The organism is Novosphingobium resinovorum (assembly GCF_036352595.1).
Taxonomy (GTDB): Bacteria; Pseudomonadota; Alphaproteobacteria; order Sphingomonadales; family Sphingomonadaceae; genus Novosphingobium; species Novosphingobium resinovorum_B.
The window spans coordinates 24868-42880 of record NZ_JAZFAX010000019.1 but is presented as its reverse complement, the minus strand read 5'-3'; the positions used below and the strand labels follow the sequence as shown (position 1 = coordinate 42880).

The 18013-nt window shown below is 65.4% G+C and carries 16 protein-coding genes; 13 read left to right on the top strand and 3 right to left on the bottom strand.

Annotation, left to right across the window (positions count from 1 at the left end):
- Window positions 1–139 precede the first annotated feature (139 nt).
- The 10 genes from V2S85_RS17240 to V2S85_RS17195 all read left to right on the top strand — a co-directional run bounded on the left by V2S85_RS17240 (window position 140) and on the right by V2S85_RS17195 (window position 12150).
- Entirely contained in the window at window positions 140–1315 is a 1176-nt protein-coding gene (locus tag V2S85_RS17240; RefSeq protein WP_330704079.1) for a trans-sulfuration enzyme family protein, read from the top strand.
- Window positions 1312–2352, top strand: a complete 1041-nt coding sequence (locus V2S85_RS17235) for an amino acid ABC transporter substrate-binding protein (protein ID WP_330704078.1) — start codon at window positions 1312–1314, stop codon at window positions 2350–2352. The genes V2S85_RS17240 and V2S85_RS17235 overlap by 4 nt, the downstream gene beginning before the upstream one ends.
- Complete coding sequence (locus V2S85_RS17230) at window positions 2352–3479, top strand: ABC transporter permease subunit (protein ID WP_330704077.1); 1128 nt, start codon at window positions 2352–2354, stop codon at window positions 3477–3479. Before V2S85_RS17235 ends, V2S85_RS17230 begins: the two co-directional genes overlap by 1 nt.
- Window positions 3476–4558, top strand: coding sequence for an amino acid ABC transporter permease (locus V2S85_RS17225; protein ID WP_330704076.1), 1083 nt, complete (start codon window positions 3476–3478; stop codon window positions 4556–4558). The genes V2S85_RS17230 and V2S85_RS17225 overlap by 4 nt, the downstream gene beginning before the upstream one ends.
- Window positions 4555–5286 carry an amino acid ABC transporter ATP-binding protein gene (locus tag V2S85_RS17220; protein WP_330704075.1) on the top strand — a complete coding sequence of 244 codons (732 nt, stop codon included), beginning with the start codon at window positions 4555–4557 and terminating at the stop codon, window positions 5284–5286. Before V2S85_RS17225 ends, V2S85_RS17220 begins: the two co-directional genes overlap by 4 nt.
- 9 nt (window positions 5287–5295) lie before the next feature.
- Window positions 5296–5760 (top strand): RidA family protein, encoded by a 465-nt coding sequence (locus tag V2S85_RS17215; protein WP_330704074.1) that lies wholly within the window; start codon window positions 5296–5298, stop codon window positions 5758–5760.
- Window positions 5761–5802: 42 nt separating this feature from the next.
- The gene (locus V2S85_RS17210) at window positions 5803–7113 is read left to right on the top strand and encodes an aminotransferase class V-fold PLP-dependent enzyme (protein WP_330704073.1); all 1311 of its coding nucleotides are present in this window, start codon (window positions 5803–5805) and stop codon (window positions 7111–7113) included.
- Between the two features lie 40 nt (window positions 7114–7153).
- Complete coding sequence (locus tag V2S85_RS17205; RefSeq protein ID WP_330704072.1) at window positions 7154–7525, top strand: c-type cytochrome; 372 nt, start codon at window positions 7154–7156, stop codon at window positions 7523–7525.
- A 378-nt stretch (window positions 7526–7903) separates the two neighbouring features.
- Complete coding sequence (locus V2S85_RS17200; RefSeq protein WP_330704071.1) at window positions 7904–10564, top strand: TonB-dependent receptor plug domain-containing protein; 2661 nt, start codon at window positions 7904–7906, stop codon at window positions 10562–10564.
- A gap of 11 nt (window positions 10565–10575) precedes the next feature.
- The gene (locus V2S85_RS17195) at window positions 10576–12150 is read left to right on the top strand and encodes an amidase (protein ID WP_330704070.1); all 1575 of its coding nucleotides are present in this window, start codon (window positions 10576–10578) and stop codon (window positions 12148–12150) included.
- On the opposite strand, the gene V2S85_RS17190 is transcribed toward V2S85_RS17195, so the two are convergent.
- The 3 genes from V2S85_RS17190 to V2S85_RS17180 all read right to left on the bottom strand — a co-directional run bounded on the left by V2S85_RS17190 (window position 12116) and on the right by V2S85_RS17180 (window position 14925).
- The gene (locus V2S85_RS17190) at window positions 12116–13009 is read right to left on the bottom strand and encodes a LysR substrate-binding domain-containing protein (protein ID WP_330704069.1); all 894 of its coding nucleotides are present in this window, start codon (window positions 13007–13009) and stop codon (window positions 12116–12118) included. The two genes, V2S85_RS17195 and V2S85_RS17190, sit on opposite strands and share 35 nt — an antisense overlap.
- Before the next feature lie 106 nt (window positions 13010–13115).
- On the bottom strand, window positions 13116–14327 hold the full coding sequence (locus V2S85_RS17185; RefSeq protein WP_330704068.1) for an FAD-binding oxidoreductase: 1212 nt from the start codon (window positions 14325–14327) through the stop codon (window positions 13116–13118).
- A 100-nt stretch (window positions 14328–14427) separates the two neighbouring features.
- Complete coding sequence (locus V2S85_RS17180) at window positions 14428–14925, bottom strand: heme-binding protein (protein ID WP_330704067.1); 498 nt, start codon at window positions 14923–14925, stop codon at window positions 14428–14430.
- A 265-nt stretch (window positions 14926–15190) separates the two neighbouring features.
- On the opposite strand from V2S85_RS17180, the gene V2S85_RS17175 reads away from it, so the two are divergent.
- The 3 genes from V2S85_RS17175 to V2S85_RS17165 all read left to right on the top strand — a co-directional run bounded on the left by V2S85_RS17175 (window position 15191) and on the right by V2S85_RS17165 (window position 18010).
- Entirely contained in the window at window positions 15191–15526 is a 336-nt protein-coding gene (locus V2S85_RS17175; protein WP_330704066.1) for a hypothetical protein, read from the top strand.
- Window positions 15527–15597: 71 nt separating this feature from the next.
- Window positions 15598–16842 (top strand): TolC family protein, encoded by a 1245-nt coding sequence (locus V2S85_RS17170; protein ID WP_330704065.1) that lies wholly within the window; start codon window positions 15598–15600, stop codon window positions 16840–16842.
- Between the two features lie 4 nt (window positions 16843–16846).
- Complete coding sequence (locus V2S85_RS17165; protein WP_330704064.1) at window positions 16847–18010, top strand: efflux RND transporter periplasmic adaptor subunit; 1164 nt, start codon at window positions 16847–16849, stop codon at window positions 18008–18010.
- The last annotated feature ends 3 nt before the right edge of the window (window positions 18011–18013 follow it).

Genomic DNA, 18013 nt, shown 5'->3' with positions numbered 1-18013 from the left:
TCCGCTGTGCAATGCGCACCCCCGGCAATTCTCATGGGACGGGGGGTAAGCCATAACGAAGGTTTATGGACTGCGAACAAGTCGCCAATTGAGGTCACGGATCGGACCCTGCAATATGCCCTCACGCAAGAGGACACCGATGAAGGATCTGACCAAACTCGTTCATCGCCCGGAAGTGGAGGTGGCAGGCTTTTCAAGCCTTTCGGTTCCGACGCATCGTGCCTCGACGATCGTGTTCCCCACGGCAGAGGCCTACGCAAAGCGGCGCCTGCGCGAGCCTGACGGGTATGCCTATGGTCTTGACGGGACACCGACCACGCGGGCGCTGGAAGCGCAGATCGCCGCGCTCGAACAAGGTCGGCGCACGATGCTGCTGCCCTCGGGCCAGGCCGCGATCGCGCTGTTGTTCCTGACGGTTCTGCGCCCGGGCGACACGGTGCTGATCCCCGACACAGTGTACCCCCCGGTACGTGCCCTGTGCGCGAACGTGCTTGCGCATCAGGGCATAGCGCATCGCCTCTATCCCTCCCTGACAGGGCGCGGGATAGAGGACTTCATCGACGGCAGCGTGCGCCTGATCTGGACCGAATCTCCCGGCTCGGGGACGATGGAAGTGGAGGATATTCCTGCCATCGTCGATGTCGCCCGCCGTCGGGGCCTCCTTGTCGGCTGCGACAACACATGGGCCACGCCGCTCCTGTTCAAGCCGCTTGCGGCTGGCGTGGATTTCTCGGTCGAAGCCCTGACGAAATATGCGGCCGGGCACTCCGATGTGCTGCTTGGCTCCGTGACGGTGCGCGATCTTGACTGGCATGCGCGCTTGCGGGCGATGGCCAAGGTGATGGGGATCGGCGTCTCTCCCGACGACTGCGCTCTGGTGCTGCGCGGGATCGAAACGCTGGGTGTGCGCCTTGCGCACATCGGCAGAGTCTCGATCGGGATCGCCGAAGCCCTGCGAGATCATCCCGCCGTCTCGCGGGTGTTGCACCCCGCGCTTGCCGAGTGTCCGGGGCATGGCTTCTGGAAGCGTGACATGTCCGGCGCCAGCGGTGTGTTCTCTCTTGCCTTGCAGCCGGCACTGGATGCCTTGCTGAACGAAGCGCTGGCGGACCTGCGCGTATTCGTCATAGGCGGTTCCTGGGGAGGCACGCGCAGTCTGGTCGCGCCGATGACGGTTCAGGGAAGGCTCGGCGGAGATCCGGCAGGCCGCTTGCTGCGCATCAGCATCGGGCTTGAGGACCCGGACGATCTTCTGGAGGATCTTGTGGGCTTGCTTGACCGTCTGCTCATCGCGGGCAATCCGGCACATTCATGACCCATACTCGCGCCTTCCTTGCCCTGGCCTGCGCGGTGGTCGGCGGCGCATTACTGTCGGCCTGCTCGGACGGGCCGACGGCGGCGGCGAGCGGCCCCACGCTCGCGGAAGTGCGGGCGCGGGGATATGTGCGGTGCGGAGCGGGCAAGGACACGACGGGTTTCAGCGCTCCCGACGGGCATGGTCGCTGGCTGGGGCTGGATGTCGATACCTGCCGGGCGATCGCGGTGGCGGCGCTCGGCGATCGGGACAAGGCGCGCTTCGTTCCGCTGACCGGCCAGCAGCGGATCACCGCGTTGCTAACGGGCGAGATCGACGTATTGCCCCGCACGACGACATGGACCCTCCAGCGCGATGCGGGCGGGATCAATTTCACGATACCCAATTACTACGACTACACGGCATTCATGACCGGCGCGGCCAGCGGCGCGAAGACGCTGCGCGATCTCGATGGTGCCACGGTCTGCGTGCAGACCGGGTCGCTGACCGAGATCGTCTTTGCCGATGTCGCCCGCCGCAACCACATCACCCTGCATCCGGTGATCTTCGATAACGTGCAGAGCACGCGCCAAGCGTTTCTGGCAGGGCGCTGCGATGCGCTGGCCACGGACCAGTCGGCGCTCGTCGCGTTGCGGGCGATGAAGCCCGGGCAGCGTTTCACCATCATTCCCGCAAGCGATGACATCGCCCCACTGACCCCGGCGGTGCGGCATGGCGATGATCAGTGGTTCGACATCGTCAAGTATGCGATCGAGGCGATGATCGTGGCAGAGCATCTGGGGATCAATCGGACAAACGTCGAGGCGATGAGCAGTTCGCGTGACCCGGTGATCCGGCGTTTTCTGGGCGTGGAGCCGGGCAATGGGCGTGCGCTGGGTCTGCGCGACGATTTCGCCTACCAAATCGTGCGGCAGGTGGGCAATTACGCCGAAGTCTACGATGACAACCTCGGAGCCCGCAGCGGGCTGAACATCCCGCGCGGTCCCAACCGTCTGCGGCGCGACGGTGGGCTGATGCTGTCCATAGGGTTCTACTGATGCAGCGGAGCAAACCCTCTCGCGATATGCTGCGCTGGTGGCTGCCTCAGGCGCTTTTCGCGCTGGTCTTCATGGCATTCATCGCGGTCATGGTGGGGATGGTCGAGCACAACCTGTCGGTTCGCGGCATGGCTCTGGATTTCGGCTTTCTGGGGAGCACCGCGCGCTTCCCGCTCTCCGAAACGATAGTGCCGTATTCGCCCTCGGCCACCTTTGCGCGCGCCTTGCTTGCGGGGCTAGGCAATACCGTGGTGCTGGCGCTGGTCGTGATCGTCCTGTCCACATTGCTGGGCGTTCCACTGGCTCTGGCCCGGCGGTCAGGGCATCCGCTTGCGGGCGGCGTAGCCTGCAGCTTCATCGATGCCGTGCGCAATACGCCGCTCGTGGTGCAGCTGCTGTTCTGGTATGGGGTGCTGACGGTGGGATTGCCGCCGCCCGGCAAGTCACTCCAGCCCATTCCCGGCATCTTCCTTAACGATCGCGGGCTTTACCTCACGTCTTTCGGGATCACCGGGACGGCGTTGCCGCTGCTGCTGGTGGCCGTCGGAGGACTTGTCGCGGTGGCCGTTCTTGCATGGCGGGGCCGTCTGCATCAGGCGAGCCTGGTGACGCTGGCCACGGTCATCGCGGCGGCGGTGCTGTGGGTGTCGCTCGGCCTTGGCGTTGCGCCCGACGTGCCGCACCTTGATCGCTACAATTTCATCGGCGGGTGGAGCTTCACGCCGGAATTCGCGGCGGTAGTGGTCGGCAGCGTGCTTTATGCGAGCGGCTTCGTTGCCGAGATCATCCGTGCCGGTATCGCGGCGGTCCCTTGCGGACAGTGGGATGCCTGCCGCGCCATGGGCCTGAGCGACCGGCAGAGCCTGCGGCTCGTCATCGTGCCTCAGGCGCTGCGGGTTATGGTGCCGCCGATGACCAGTCAGTTCGCCTCCATCCTCAAAAATTCGACGCTGGCACTCCTCGTCGGGTATCCGGACCTGAACTCGGTGGCGAACACGACGATGAACCATACCGGCCATGCACTGGAATGCGTGGTTCTGGTTGCCTTTGTTTATCTAATCCTCGCAGCTGCGATTTCATTGGGCATGGGGCTTCTGGAACGGCGCAGCGCAAGGTGGGCGCGGTGAACTACGTACAGACCTCGCCCGAGCCGCAGCTGGCTCCTACACCCGTTCGCAGCCCGCGCGGTTTCGGGACACTGATCAACGGCGGTGCCAATCTGCTTGCGACGCTGGTTCTGGTGGCGGCGCTGGAGCAGGCGCTGCCGCACCTGATGGCCTGGGCCGTCACGCATGGGGTATGGCAGGGCAGTGCCGGGACATGCCGCCATGCGGGTGCCTGCTGGCTGTTCCTGCGCGAAAAGGCGCCGTTCATTCTCTTCGGCATTTACCCGGAAACACAGATGTGGCGACCGATCGCCGTCGTCACCGTTCTGGCAGCGCTCACGCTCTGGACGATGCCGCGTGCGCACTGGACCCGGTGGACGCTGGGCGCATGGGGTGCCGGGCTGATGCTCGTGCTGGTGTTGATGGCGGGCGGGATCGCCGGACTGGCGCCCGTGCCGGTCTCGTCGTGGGGTGGGTTGCCGGTGACGCTGCTGCTGACGGTGCTTTCGTTGGCGCTCGGCTTTCCGCTGGGCCTTGCGCTGGCGCTGGGACGGCGCAGCCCGCTGCCGCTGATCCGGTATGGAGCAACCGGGTTCGTGGAAGTCCTGCGCGGCGTGCCGGTGGTGACGCTGCTGTTTGCCGCCTCGTTCCTGGCTCCGCTGCTGTTTCCCGAGACGGTCCGGCTAGAAAACCTCACGCGCGCGCTGGGCGTGTTCACGCTCGTGAGCGCCGCCTACTTGTGCGAGGTGTTGCGCGGCGGCTTGCAGGGGGTCGCGCATGGCCAGTGGGAATCGGCTCAGGCGCTGGGCCTTCGCTATCGCGATGTCCTGTTGGTCGTGATCCTGCCGCAAGCCATCCGCAAGGTGCTGCCGCCGCTGACCAGCACGATCATCGTCGTCATCAAGAACACCAGTCTAGTCGTGGTCGTCGGACTGTTCGACCTCGTCAGCGCGGGCAGGGTGGTGCTGAACGACCCTGCCTGGCCGATGCCCTACGCCGAGACGTACCTGATGGTTGCGCTCGTGTATTTCGTGATCTGCTACGGAGTTGCCTGCTATTCGCGACACCTTGAAAAATCGCTGGCGGAGAGCCGGCGATGACGGCGCTCTCCCTGACCGGTATCCACAAGTGGTACGGCGACTTCCACGCCCTGCGCAACGTGACGCTGCATGTGCAGCCGGGTGAGCGCGTGGTGATCTGCGGTCCGTCGGGATCAGGCAAGTCCACCCTGATACGCTGCGTCAACGGCCTTGAGCAGCATCAGACGGGAGAAATTCTCGTCGGCGGCCATGCCGTGTCGGACGATCCGATCACCTTGCGGACCATCCGTTCGCGGGTGGGCATGGTGTTCCAGGACTTTAATCTGTTCCCGCACCTGACCGTCCTGCAGAACTGCACGCTGGCACCCGTCCGCGTGCGTGGGCTGTCCGAGCAGAAGGCCCGCGATGTCGCCTGTGCCATGCTGGAGCGGGTGCGGATCGCCGATCAGGCGGACAAGTTTCCGGCCCGGCTTTCCGGCGGCCAGCAACAGCGCGCGGCTATCGCGCGGGCCTTGTGCATGGACCCCGAGCTGATGCTGTTCGACGAGCCGACGTCCGCGCTCGACGCCGAGATGGTCAAGGAAGTGCTCGACATCATGAAGGCCCTCGCACGCGGCGGCATGACGATGGTGTGCGTCACCCACGAAATGGCGTTCGCCCGCGAAGTGGCCGACCGCGTCGTGTTCATGGACGAAGGCCAGATCGTCGAGATCGCCGACGCTGAAACCTTCTTCACCGATCCCCGGCACCCCCGCACGCGGGCGTTCCTCGACAAGATACCGTTCTAAGGAGATTTCATGCTTCGCATCGCGAACAGGCTTGCCCAGCTCGGCATCGCCTTGCCCGAGCCATCGGCGCCGGTTGCCAATTACGTCCCGTACACGCGCTCCGGGCGGATCGTCCATGTCTCGGGGCAACTGTCCAAGGGCACCGCGCAGGAAGTGAAGGGCATCGTCGGCGAAGACGTCACGCCCGAACAGGCGGTAGAAGGCGCGCGGCTTTGCGCGATCAACCTCATCACGCAGTTCCGCGCGGTCTGCGGCGGCGATCTGGACCGGGTCACGCAAGTGTTGCGCCTTGGCGGCTACGTTCAGGCCGGGCCTTCGTTCTTCGCGGTCCCCGCTGTCATCAACGGCGCCTCGGACCTCATGGTCGATGTTTTCGCGGAACACGGGCGGCATGCGCGCTCGGCGGTCGGCGTTTACCGGCTGCCGCTGAACTACGCCGTCGAGATCGACGCCATCATCGAAATTCGCGCCTGATCAGGCGCTTCATCCAGATCCCACGTTTCGGAGTGACAAGATATGAATAACAGGCGGCAGTTCCTTGCCGGGGCCGGAGCAGTGTCCATAAGCACGTTGCTGGCAGGCCGCGCGCTGGCGGCGCCGGCTCAGGCAGGCGTGCGCAGCGTGCTGGGTGCCGGGCTTTCGTTCGAGCAGACCCAGCAGCGGCTGGCAACGCTTTACGACATCGACAGATCGATCGTGAACTTCGATGCGGCCTATTACGGGGCGATGACGAAGTCGGTTCACGCGGCCTATCTCGGCAAGGTCGCGTGGGTGAACCGGTACAATTCCACGTTCCTGCGCAGCGGCGTTCCCGACATGCCGCGCGATCAGGAACTCGACAAGTCCCGGCAGGCGGTGGCCGACCTGATCGGCGCGTCGCTTGACGAAGTGGCGCTGAGCGGCGGCGGGACCGAGGGGCTCTATGCGCTCATCACCAATTACGCGCTCCTCAAGCCCGGCGATGCGGTGATCTACTGCGATGCCGACTATGACGAGATGCAGTTCGCGATGGACTACCTCGAACAGAGCCGGGGCGTTCGAGTCGTGCGGTTTTCCCTGCCCGAGCCGCATACCCGCGCCAATATCCTGGCGGCGTATGAAAAGGTCCTGAAGCAAACGCCGCGCGCGAAACTGTTGCTCCTCACGCATGTCTCCAACCGCAACGGGCTGATCCCCCCGGTCAGGGAGATCGTGGCGATGGCGCGGGCGCGGGGGGTCGATACGATCCTCGACAGTGCTCAGGCGGTGGGTCAGATGCCGTTCGACGTTGCCGATACCGGCGCCGATTTCATCGGTTTCTCACTGCACAAATGGGTGGCGGCCCCGCTGGGGACCGGCGGCATCTACATCCGCAAGTCACGCCTTGCCGACATCCAGCCCTGGCTCGGCAACCGCATCTATTCGGCGGACGAGATACGCTCGCGCATTCCCAGTGGAACCGTCGATTTCGCGGCGCGCCTGACGATCCCCGCGGCGCTGGAGGTTCAGGCTGCAATGGGCATTGAACGCAAGTTCGCGCACCTGAAAGCCTTGCGGAACTACTGGGTCTCGCGCGTGCGCGACGTGCCCGGCATCCAGCTGATGTTGCCCGACGAGCCGGGCAATTACGGCGCGATCAGCGCGTTCAGGCTGCCCGGTATGGACACGCCCGCAAAGGCCAAGGCGGCACAGGCGCTGTTCGTGGAAAAGCACAAGCTGCTTGTCGTCGCCAAGGCGGGGCTGGCATCGGGCGCGGGGCTGCGCGTCACCCCGGCGCTGTTCAACACCAGTGCCGAGCTCGACCGGCTGGTCGCCGCGATCCATCAGGAACGAGGCACCTTCGCCTGACCCTGCGCGCCAATTACCACGACAGTTTCGGAGTAGATCCATGACGCTTACTCGTTTCGCGGCGATGCCGTTCGTTTTGCTGGCGGGCCTGATATCTACCACTGCCTTGGCCGCCGATGGTGCCGTGCTGTTCAAGCAGCGCTGCGCGGCATGCCATGCCACCGAGGCGGGCAAGAAGTCGGGCTCAGGGCCTAACCTGTCCGGCATCGTCGGGCGCAATGCGGGCACGGGGGCCTATCCCTATTCGCCCGCGCTTAAGAAGGCGCAGGTCCGCTGGGACGCGCGTACTCTCGACACGTGGCTGTCCGGTCCCTCGAAGATGGTGCCGGGCACACGCATGTTCACCAGCGTTCCCAAGCCCGATGAGCGCAAGGCCATCGTCGCCTATCTGGCAAGCCTGAAAGGGCACTGACGGAGCAAATTCGTATGAAGGTTATGGGATCGCGCAAGGCCCATAACCTTCATGCATGGACTCGTTCAAACCCGTCACTTGTCCCTCACGATGAGCAGGGCAAGATGGCGGGGACGGGCAGGATATGGGCAAAGACCCACGGTATCAAAAGAATACCAACCTTCCGTCCGCAGGAGCGTGCAATTCTTTACCAGGGGGTAGCATGCATTTGAGACTGTACACCTCGCCGGAGCCACACGGCATCCGAAACGACTGCAGCTGAACACAGGCAGACGTTCGGCCGGTGCCAAGCATCGGCCTGGAGTTAGGCTGTCCTAGCGGCAGCCAAATAAAATCCGATCATCGCCATCCGGCGTGGCGGCAAGATTGTGTCCGCCGATGACGGGCGGGTTGCACGCGTCTATCGATAAAACAGGGAAAGCTAAGAACATGAGGCAATTTCGCGGCATCGCCATGGCGTCCACCGGACTGGTGGCGCTCTCCTGCATCCTGCCGAGCGCGGCTGCGCTGGCACAGGAAGCGGACGCAGGCACCGACATCGTCGTCACCGGCTCGCGCTTCGGTAGCCGTTCGGCGGCGCAATCGGTGGTGCCCATCGACACCATCAGCGCAGACGATCTAGCCCGGGGCGGCCGCTCCGAAGTGCAGGACATGCTCAAGACTTCGGTACCCAGCTTCAACACGCCCCGCCCCAGCGCGTCGGGCGTTGGCGATTTTACGACCCCCCCGACGCTACGCGGTCTGTCGACCGGTCAATTGCTACTGCTTGTTAATGGCAAGCGTCGCCATTCCACCGGCGATCTGAGCACCAGCAACGGCATCGGCCGAGGCGACGTCGCCTATGACTTTAATGCGATACCGAGCATGGCGCTCAGCAACGTCGAAATCCTGCGCGATGGCGCGTCGGCCCAATACGGTTCGGACGCGATCGCCGGCGTTATAAATCTCACGCTCGACAAGTCGACCGGGGTGAAGGGCAAGGTCTCGACCGGCATTACCAAGGAAGGCGACGGCGAGTACGTCGACGTTGGTGCCAGTGTCGGGTTGCCGGTTTGGAATGGGGGCGTGATCCGCGCGACCGTCCAGTACCAGAACCATTCCGCGACCGATCGCTCCATGGACGATACGCGTCAGCAGTACTTCGGCACCAATGCCGCTGGCGCGCTGGTCATGCCGTCGGCATTCTACGGTTCGGGGACTGGCCTGACAGCCTCGGCCGGCAGGCTGGACGCGCGCGAGGCGACGGTAGATCGCCGCACATCGCGGCAGGGCAACTCGGCCTACGAGATGAAGTCGGTCTTCCTCAATGCCGAAATCCCGACCAACGGTGACGGGGCGACCATCTATGCCTTCGGCGGCTACAGCGATCTCGACGGTAAGACCCCGTATTTCTTCCGCCGTGCCGGTCAGGACCAGACCGTGCGGGCGCTGCATCCCGACGGCTTCATCCCCTATGGCAACATCCGCCTGCGGAACGTTTCGGCGACCGGGGGCCTGCGCGGCGAAGACCTTTTCGGGTTCAATTGGGATGTCTCGACCGGTTATGGCAAAAGCCTGATCGACAACGGGACTATCAACGCCAACAACGTCTCCTACGGTCTCGCGAGCCCTACCAGCGCGCATCTGGGCTCCACCCGCTATGACCAGTGGACCACCAATCTCGACCTCACGCGGCAATTCGACCTGGGTGACGGCGCGCCGCTCAACTTCGCCCTCGGCGCCGAGTACCGCGAGGAGACCTATCGCCTGATCGCGGGCGAGCCGGTGAGCTATGCGGACGGTGGCGCCGTCATCCTCGACGGTCCGAACGCCGGCAGGCCCGCGCCCGTGGGCTTCCAGCCCAGCCCCGGCATCAACCCGCTCGACGAGACCTTCGGCAAGCGCGACAGCAAGGCTCTTTATGCCGAGCTGGAGAAGGAACTGTTCGGGCGCCTGACGCTCGATGCCGCAATACGGCATGAGAACTTTTCCGACTTCGGCGGTACGACCAACTACAAGCTGTCCAGTCGTTTGCAGGTTATCGAGCCGATCGCCGTCCGGGGCTCGTTCAGCACGGGTTTCCGCGCACCGCATCTGGCGCAAATCTTTTTCAGTAACACCGTCAACGACTTCATAAACGGTGCCCCGGTGCTGCGCCGCAACCTGCCGGTCAACAGCGCCGCCGCCCAGCTCATCGGTGCTGAGCCGCTGCGGCCTGAAAAGTCGAAGAACATCTCGGCGGGTATCGTCTACGACCAGGGCGGGCTGACGATAACCGTTGATGCCTACCAGATTAAGCTGAAGGACCGCATTGTGCAGTCCTCGGCGTTCCAAGGGACGGCGCTGACCAATCTGCTGGCGGCGAACGGCGTCAGCGGCATCGGCAGCGCCAGCTACATCACCAATGCTGTCGATTCCACCACGCGTGGTATTGACGTGACGCTGACCAACAGATTCGACTTTGGGTCGCTGGGCGAACTTTCGGTGCTGCTTGCGGGCAACTACAACAAGACCAAGTTCGACAAGGTCGCCGGCACGCCAGATGAGATCGCAGCGCTGGGGATCACCACGCCTCTGTTTGACCTGACGCAGCAGGTACGTATCTCGGACAGCCAGCCACGCTCGAAGGTGCTGCTCAACCTGAACTGGAAGTCGGGCGACTTTTCGCTGGGCCTCACGAACACTTACTATGGCAAGGTATCTGCCGTTGCCTTCACTAGCCTGACGCCCGCGCAGATCGAAGCGCTGACGACAGGTTACGACGTCACGCTGGTGCCGGTTTCCTCGACCAGCGCCAACTCGCAGGTGATCCAGCATTTCAAGGGCAAGATCATCACCGACATCCAGGTGAATTACGACTTCACGCCGGGGATTACTCTCAGCGCAGGCGTGAACAATCTGTTCGACATCTATCCTACGCAGAACCTGCGCTCAACCGTAGCCAGTGTCGCGGCAGGGACCAACGGGTCGGACAATGCGGGTACGCTGCCGTATAACGCGATCTCGCCGTTCGGCTTCAACGGCATGTCGTTCTTCGCCTCGGCTGCGTTCAAGTTCTGAGCGGTCGACAGATGAGCATGCGCCGTACCGTCGTTCTGAAGCTCGGGCTTCTCGTGACGGTCTGCGCATGCCTCCCCGGCGGGATCGCCTCCGCCCGATCTTCCGGGCCGGGCGAAGTTGCGCGGATCGAGGCGCAGCTGGCTTCGGGCAAAGTCAGCTGCCTGTCCGTCATCCAAGCCCGCCTCGATCGCATCGCGCGGCTCGACGGATCGCTGCATGCGGTAGTCGCGCTGAACCCGACCGCCCGCGACGAGGCCCGGCGCATCGATGCTCTGCCCCGCGCCGCGCGGCAGGAATTGCCGCTCGCCTGCGCGCCGTTGCTGGTGAAGGACAACATCGACGTCGCCGGGATGCCAACGACGGCTGGCTCGGTGGCGCTGGCGGAAAACTATGCGACTGCTGATGCCGAAGCCGTGGCGAAGCTGAAGCGCGCGGGCGGGATCGTCATCGCCAAGACCAACATGTCGGAATTCGCCTTCAACTATCGCGGGCGATCGTCCATCCGGGGGCAGACGACGAGCCCCTTTGCCTTTGCCGAAAGCGCGGGCGGATCGTCGTCGGGAAACGCAGCGGCGCTCGCGGCCGGTTTTGGCGTGATCGCGCTGGGCACGGATACCTCGGGATCGGCGCGGGTGCCGGCGGCGCTGACCGGAACGGTCGGTCTGCGCCCGTCTTTCGGTGCGATGCCGATGGGCGGTGTCCTGCCGCTCAGCCCGACGCAGGACGTGATTGCGCCGATGTGCCGGCATGTCGCGGATTGCATGGCGATATGGTCCGTGCTCGTCGACACAGGCCGGGCCGGCCCCCGACATCCGCTGAAGGGACTGCGCGTCGGGGTCCTTGCCGCGTTCATGCGGGCCGGTGGCTATGCCGAGGCGCAGGCGCTGGATCGCATGCGTAAAGCAGGCGCAGTCGTCGCAGACATGCATCTGCGCGATGAGACGGTCCTGACCGGCAAGGACGCGCCTTCAGGAGAGACGGCCATGTTCGCAAGCCGCTCTGCCTTCGATTTTCCGGCGGTGATGGACGCCTATCTGCCTTCGCGCGCGGGCGTTCCGCAGGATGCTGCCGCTTTGCTCGCCGAACTGCGCCGCCTTCAGGCAGCCGGGAGCACCGATCCGCGTGTGGTGGAAGACGTGGCGACTTTCAGCGCCAACCGGGCCGGTGCGGCAGCCGATCCGCGCTATCGCGTGAACGGCGCGTTTCGGGATCGCTATGTCGCAGAAAGGCTGGATGAGGCGTTCGACTGTGAGGGCGGCCATCCTTGCGTGGACGTCATCGTCTATCCATCCGTGCAGGCACCGTCCGCTCCTGTGGATCGGGGGCCGGAGACTGCCGGAACCCACCGTCTTGCCGCCTATTCCGGGCGTCCCGCGATGGCGATTCCGGTCGGCGTGGTCGGGACGCCTCAGGGACCGCGCCCGGTTTCTCTGGAACTGCTGGGTAGGCGCGGCGACGAGGCGCGCCTGATGGCGATTGCCGCGGCCTGGCAAGCGCGCCTGCCTTTGCACCGCATGGTTCGTTGCGAAAGCGGGCAGGCGCTGGTGTGCCTTACTGCCCCGGCCCGGACCGCAACGCGCCGTTGAGTGCCGATACGAATTCGCGGACCAGCCGCGCCCGCTGGGCGTCCGGCCGGAACAGGATATAGGCCCGGAAATAGACCGCCGGTTCGTAAGGCTTGATGACCAGCCCGCGCTGTTCGAACCCGTCCGCCGCGAACGGATTGACGAGCCCGAGGCCCACGCCTTCGAGTGCAAGAGCGCATACGGTCAACGATGCGGGGGTTTCGACCACGATATGCGGGTGCGCACCGACCGCGTCGAAGGTCTCGGTCATGCGCGCACGCGCCCGATCTTCCGGGGCCAGCGCGATGAAGGCCATGTTGTGCAGGTCTTCGGCACGGATCACGTCCCGGTTCGCGTAAGGATGATCCGGCGGCATCACGCAGACCGCGCGCACGCTCTGGAAGACGCTGTGATCGACGCCCGAAAGGTCGACCTCGTCTGCGGCAAGGCCAATGTCGAACTGCTGGTTGACGACATGGTCGCGTACCGCCGCCGATGACAGGATCTGCAAGGTGATCGAGACCTGCGGGTTGGTCTCGCGGAACTTGCGCACAGCACGCGGCACGAGCGTCGAGCCGAGCGCGGCGAGGCTGGCGATGCGCAGGCTGCCCGAACCGAAATCGCGGATGCGTGCGGCCGACGCGCGCAGGGTGTCCAGCCCGGTGAAGGCATTGGTGACATCGCGGAAGAACAGCTCGCCTTCGGGCGTCGCGATGAGGCGGCCCTTTACCCGATCGAACAGCGCGAAACCGACGCGGTGTTCGAGTTCCGAGATGGCCCGGCTGACGGCAGGTTGCGTGATGTTCAGCAGTTCCGCGGCGCGTGACGCCGAACCGCCGATCATCAACGCGCGGTATATCTCGAGCTGCCGGAAGTTCATGCGAGCCTGATAGGCCCGGCTCGCGGCGCTGTAAATTCGCCGCGACAGGGCGCGGATCGCCGCCCGCACGGGACGCGGGGTCTTGCTCCCGTGTGGGCGACGAAGGTCATGCGGTGATGTACCGCGAAGGACGGTAGGGCGCCAGGATCGGCGCTTCCACGCCGGTCATGATCTCCTGCGCGGCATAGCGGCCCAGGATCGGGGCGAGGGTGATGCCGCTGTGCGTGACCAGCACATAAGCGCCCTTGATGCCCGGCACCGGCCCGGCGATCGGCTTGTTGTCGAGCGGGTAGGGGCGGAAGCCGAGCAGCACCTTGGTGGCCTTCGCCTCGGCAATGGCGGGCATGTATTCGGCGGTGCGGGCGATCAGCATGTCGCCATGGAACTGCTGGAGCGCCGGGTCCGGGTAATTCATCTGGTGCTTCAGGATCTCGGCGTGCTGGGGCAGGTTCGGCGGACCGCTGGTGAAGCTGGTGAGATAGCGCCCGTCCGCATACTGTTTGAATTCCAGGATGCTCGAAGCTTCGTAGACCAGCTTCGTGGTGACGGGACGCGGCGTTGTATGCACCACGAGGCCGGGCTTGTGCGCCAGTTCCAGCTTGCGGTCCATCAGCGCCATGATGCGCGGCGTATCGGTGCCGGTCACGCTGACGAGATGGTCGAGTTCGAAATCGCCCTTCGTCGTGGTCACGCCGGCGATTGCGCCGCCGACGACCTTGATCGCGGTCACTTCGCACGGATAGAGAACCTTGGCGCCGAAACGCTTGGCTGCCGCCAGATAGCGCTGCGTGGCGAAGACCGGATCGACATGACCGTCCTTGGCGGTCTGGAAGGCAAGCTTGACCTCGTCGCCCGGAAACACGCCGGGGCTGGCCTTGGTGATGCCGGCAGCGTCGAGATAGACCGGGGGATCGTCAGTCGCCTCCAGCAGCTTCGCCTTCACTTGCAGCGAGTCTTTCTTGTTCGCGTAGGCCCAGCTGATCGAACCGCCCCAGATCGCCTTCATGCCGAGCGCACGGTCGTCGTCGAGCCAGGCGTCCATGCTTTCGAGGCGCAGCTTCATGTAGTGGGCATCGTTGACCACCGGATTGATCCACGCGACCGACTTCTCGGTTGCACCTGCGGCGGGCCGGGTCTTCTCGAACACGATGACCTCGGCGCCGGCCTTGGCCAGTTGGGCGGCGACCGAAGCGCCGATCAGGCCGCCGCCGATCACGCCGACACGCAGCCTGCGGCCCGGCTTTGCGCAGGCGCCTGCGGCCTGCAGGGCGGCCATCGCTGCGAAACCGCCTAGAATGGTCCGGCGCTGAAACGTCATGGTGATAGGTACTCCGAATTTCGATTGATCGTCGATGTTACTTTATTACATGAAGGCGTCCGGGTCAGGTGATGAAAGCGCCTTGGTCCATGCATTTGCCTTATGGCTTGAAGCGCGCGAGCGCGGCGGCGGCGACTTCGCCGTCCTGCGCCGAAGTGCCTCCGCTGATGCCGAGGCCGCCTGCAACCGTTCCGTCGATAAACACCGGCAGGCCGCCTTCCAGCGCAACCGCGTTGTCGGCCCCGGCATAAGCGACGGCCCCTGCCGCCGCTGCGTCCTGCAGGACCTTGGTGGGCTTGCGGAAACGCGCCGCCGTTCGTGCCTTGGCGGGGGCGATCGCGGTGGAGGCATACTGGGTGCCGTCCATCACTTCGAGCAGTACGGGATCGCCGGCAGGCCCCGCTATTGCCACGGCCATTGCCAGACCGCGCGCGCGAGCCTCTTCACGAGCGATGCGCGCCAGTTCCTGTGCGGCCTGCAACGTGATCGCCTCGCCATAGCGCGGCGCCTGCTGCGCCACTGCCGGACCGGAGGGCAATGCGGCCAGCGGCAGGAGAGACGCCAGCAGCGCTGCGGGACGGGACAGGCGAATGTTCATGAAAAGCAGCGACCTTTGCGAGCGGGCGAATGTCCTGACCTTGTGTTCGCTCGCATAGCGATTACCGGCAATGGGGCATCCGTTGTAAGTCCATGCATGAATATTATGGAATTGCGGGCCGTGCGCCTTGCAAATCACTGGTCATGACAAAGGAAATGGCGGATTTCGGTCGAGTACGGGATTTTCTCCGTCGCCCGGGAGCGCGACAGGCTGGATTGCCCCCCGACCAGGGCGGGTGACAGCGCCGGGGGCCGGTGTTAAGCGAATGGCCGTGCGCCGCTCCGCCTTCCTCATGCTGCTTGTCAGCCTGCTTCTTACGCTTGGCGTAGGGGCGATGGCGCATGCCACGGAAAGTCTGGCGCAACACGACGTGGAAAAAGTCGCGTGGCACTGGGAGGGCGATGGCGATCATTCGCCTCCCGATCAGGACAGTCCCGTTCCCCATCACCATGGCGGGTGCCATGGCCACCATATCGGCACGCCCACCTTGCTGCCGGTGGTCGCAGGGATCGGGGCTCTGGCCCTTGCCGGCGAGGCCGAAGTCATGACAGCGCTGCGGCCGGTCGAGCGCCAGCCCGAGATCGACCCACCCATTTTCTGAACGACGCCGATCGGCTCCCGGAACGCGCATGCGACCGGGGCCTCCAATGACGTCTTCAGGAGATTGATCCCATGTATCGTACCATCGCGGCCTTTGCGGCTGCGGCGTGCTGCGCCTGCGGCGCCCACGCGAGCGAAGGTGCGCCTTCGCTCACCCTGGCGGGTGCGCTTGAGCTGGCCGGTGCCGGTTCACCCGTCGCCGAGGCCGGAAACGCGCAGGTTCGCGCAGCCGATGCCGCCCGCGCCGTCGCCGCCCTGCGTTCCAACCCTTCGCTGAGCCTCCAGACCGAGAACGTCGCCGGAAGCGGCATCTATCGCGGTTTCGACAGCGCGGAGACGACCGCGCAGTTCACCATGCCGCTGGAGATGGGCGGGAAGCGTTCCGCCCGCATTGCCTTCGCCGATGTTGGGCAGGAACGGGCATTGGTCGAACGCGCGGTTGCCCTTGCCGATCTCAGGCTTGCGGTGACGCAAGGCTACGTCGCCGTGCTTGCGGGGGAAAACCGCGCGCGGATCGCGGCGCGGCAGGTGGAAATCGCAGGCGAGGCGCTGCATGCCTCGCAAGTGCGGGTCCGCGCCGGGCGGGCGTCGCCTTTGGAAGAACAGCGCAGCCAGCTGATGCTGGCCAATGCCCGTCTCGCCGACGAGCAGGCGAAGCGGCTGGCGCAAGTGGCGCGCGAGAATCTTTCACGCCTGATCGCCGCGCCGGTGGCAGGGGATCTGGATGCGGCGTGGTTCGATCGTCTCGATCCCGCCGGGCCGGTCGAACGGGTCGTCACCGAGGATACGCTGGCGGTTCGCGCGGCAACGCTCGATGTCGCGACGGCTGAAGCACAGGTCCGACTTGCCGCCGCCCAGCGCGTGCCGGACATTCAGGTCTTTGCCGGACCGCGCCGACTGGAAGCCACCCGCGACACGGCGATGACCTTCGGCATCTCGATCCCCCTCCAACTGTTCGACCGGGGGAGCGCCGCGCTGAGGCAGGCGCGTGCCGAGCGGGACCAGAGCGATGCCCAAAGGCGCGTTGCACTGATCCGCATCGCGCAGGCCGTCGCCACCGCCGATGCCGAAGTCGCCAATGCCGAGACGGCGGCCCGCATGGCCGGCGGCGCCGCGCTCGCCGCCGCGCAGGAAGCCGCGCGCATTGCCCGCATCGGCTACCGCGAAGGCAAGTTCGGGCAGCTCGACCTGCTCGATGCCGAACGCGCGCTTGCCGAAACCCGTCTGGCTGCCGTCGATGCGCTAGCCGCCTATCACGACGCTGCGGCGCGCAGGGAACGTTTGACCGCGCCCGCGCCACACCTGACCGAGGATTGATCCGATGAAGATTGTGAAACGCGCCGTACCGCTGGCGCTCGCCCTCATGCTGGGCGCCTGCAATTCCGCGCCTCGGGAAAGCGAAGGCCATGCCCACGAGGAGGGGCATGATGAGGGCAGCGAAGAGAACCATACGGACCATGAGGAAGGTACCGTTTCCCTCAGCGCCGCACAGTTGCAGGCTGCGGGCGTGGAGGTGGTGACGGTCAGTTCGGCGGGCGCGGACGGAGCGGTCGCGCTGCCCGCCACGATCGAGGCCGATCCGCAGGGTATCCGCATCGTCACCGCTGCTATAGGCGGCCGGATCGTGACGCTGGGCCGCAACCTTGGCGATACCGTTCGCGCGGGCGAAACGCTTGCCATTGTCGAAAGCCGCGAGGCGGCGCAGATGCAGGGCGAGATCGAGGCTGCGGCGGCGCGCCTGACGCTTGCCAACAGCAATCTAGCCCGCGAACGGCGGCTGTACGCCGAAAAAGTCTCGCCTGAGCAGGATCTTATCAAAGCCCGCACGGCTGCGACCGAAGCGGGAATCGCGCTGCGTCTGGCGCGCCAGCAGCTGGCGGCGACGGGAAGGGCGGCTGGCGGGCTCAATCGCGTGGCCTTGCCTTCGCCGCTCTCCGGGCAGGTGATCGCGCGCAGCGCCACGCTGGGTCAGGTGGTGGCGCCCGACACCGAACTCTACCGCGTCGCCAATCTCGGCAAGGTCACGATCGCGCTGTCGCTGTCCGCCGCCGATGCGGCCCGGTTGCGGCCTGGTGCGGCGGTAGTCGTGACGGCGCCGGGGCGAAGCGCCGAGGCCAGCATCCGGTTCCTCTCGCCGGTGCTCGATCCCGAAACCCGGCTGGTTCCGGCGATAGCCGAACTCGACAACCGGGCGGGCCAGTGGCGCGTCGGCGAGACGGTGAACGCCGAAGTGACGTTGCCGCTGGAGGCGCGCGCGAAGGCGGTTTCCGTCCCGCAGGTTGCCATTCAGACCGTGGGCGGGAAGCCAGCCGTCTTCGTGCGCACGGCGAAGGGGTTCCGTGCCGTCGCCGTCGAAACCGGGCAGGCAAGCGGCGGCAATGTCATCGTCACGCGCGGCCTCAAGGGCGGCGAGCGGATTGCCGCGACCGGATCGTTCATGCTCAAGGCCGAACTCGGCAAGGGCGAGGCGGAGCACGAGCACTGAGCC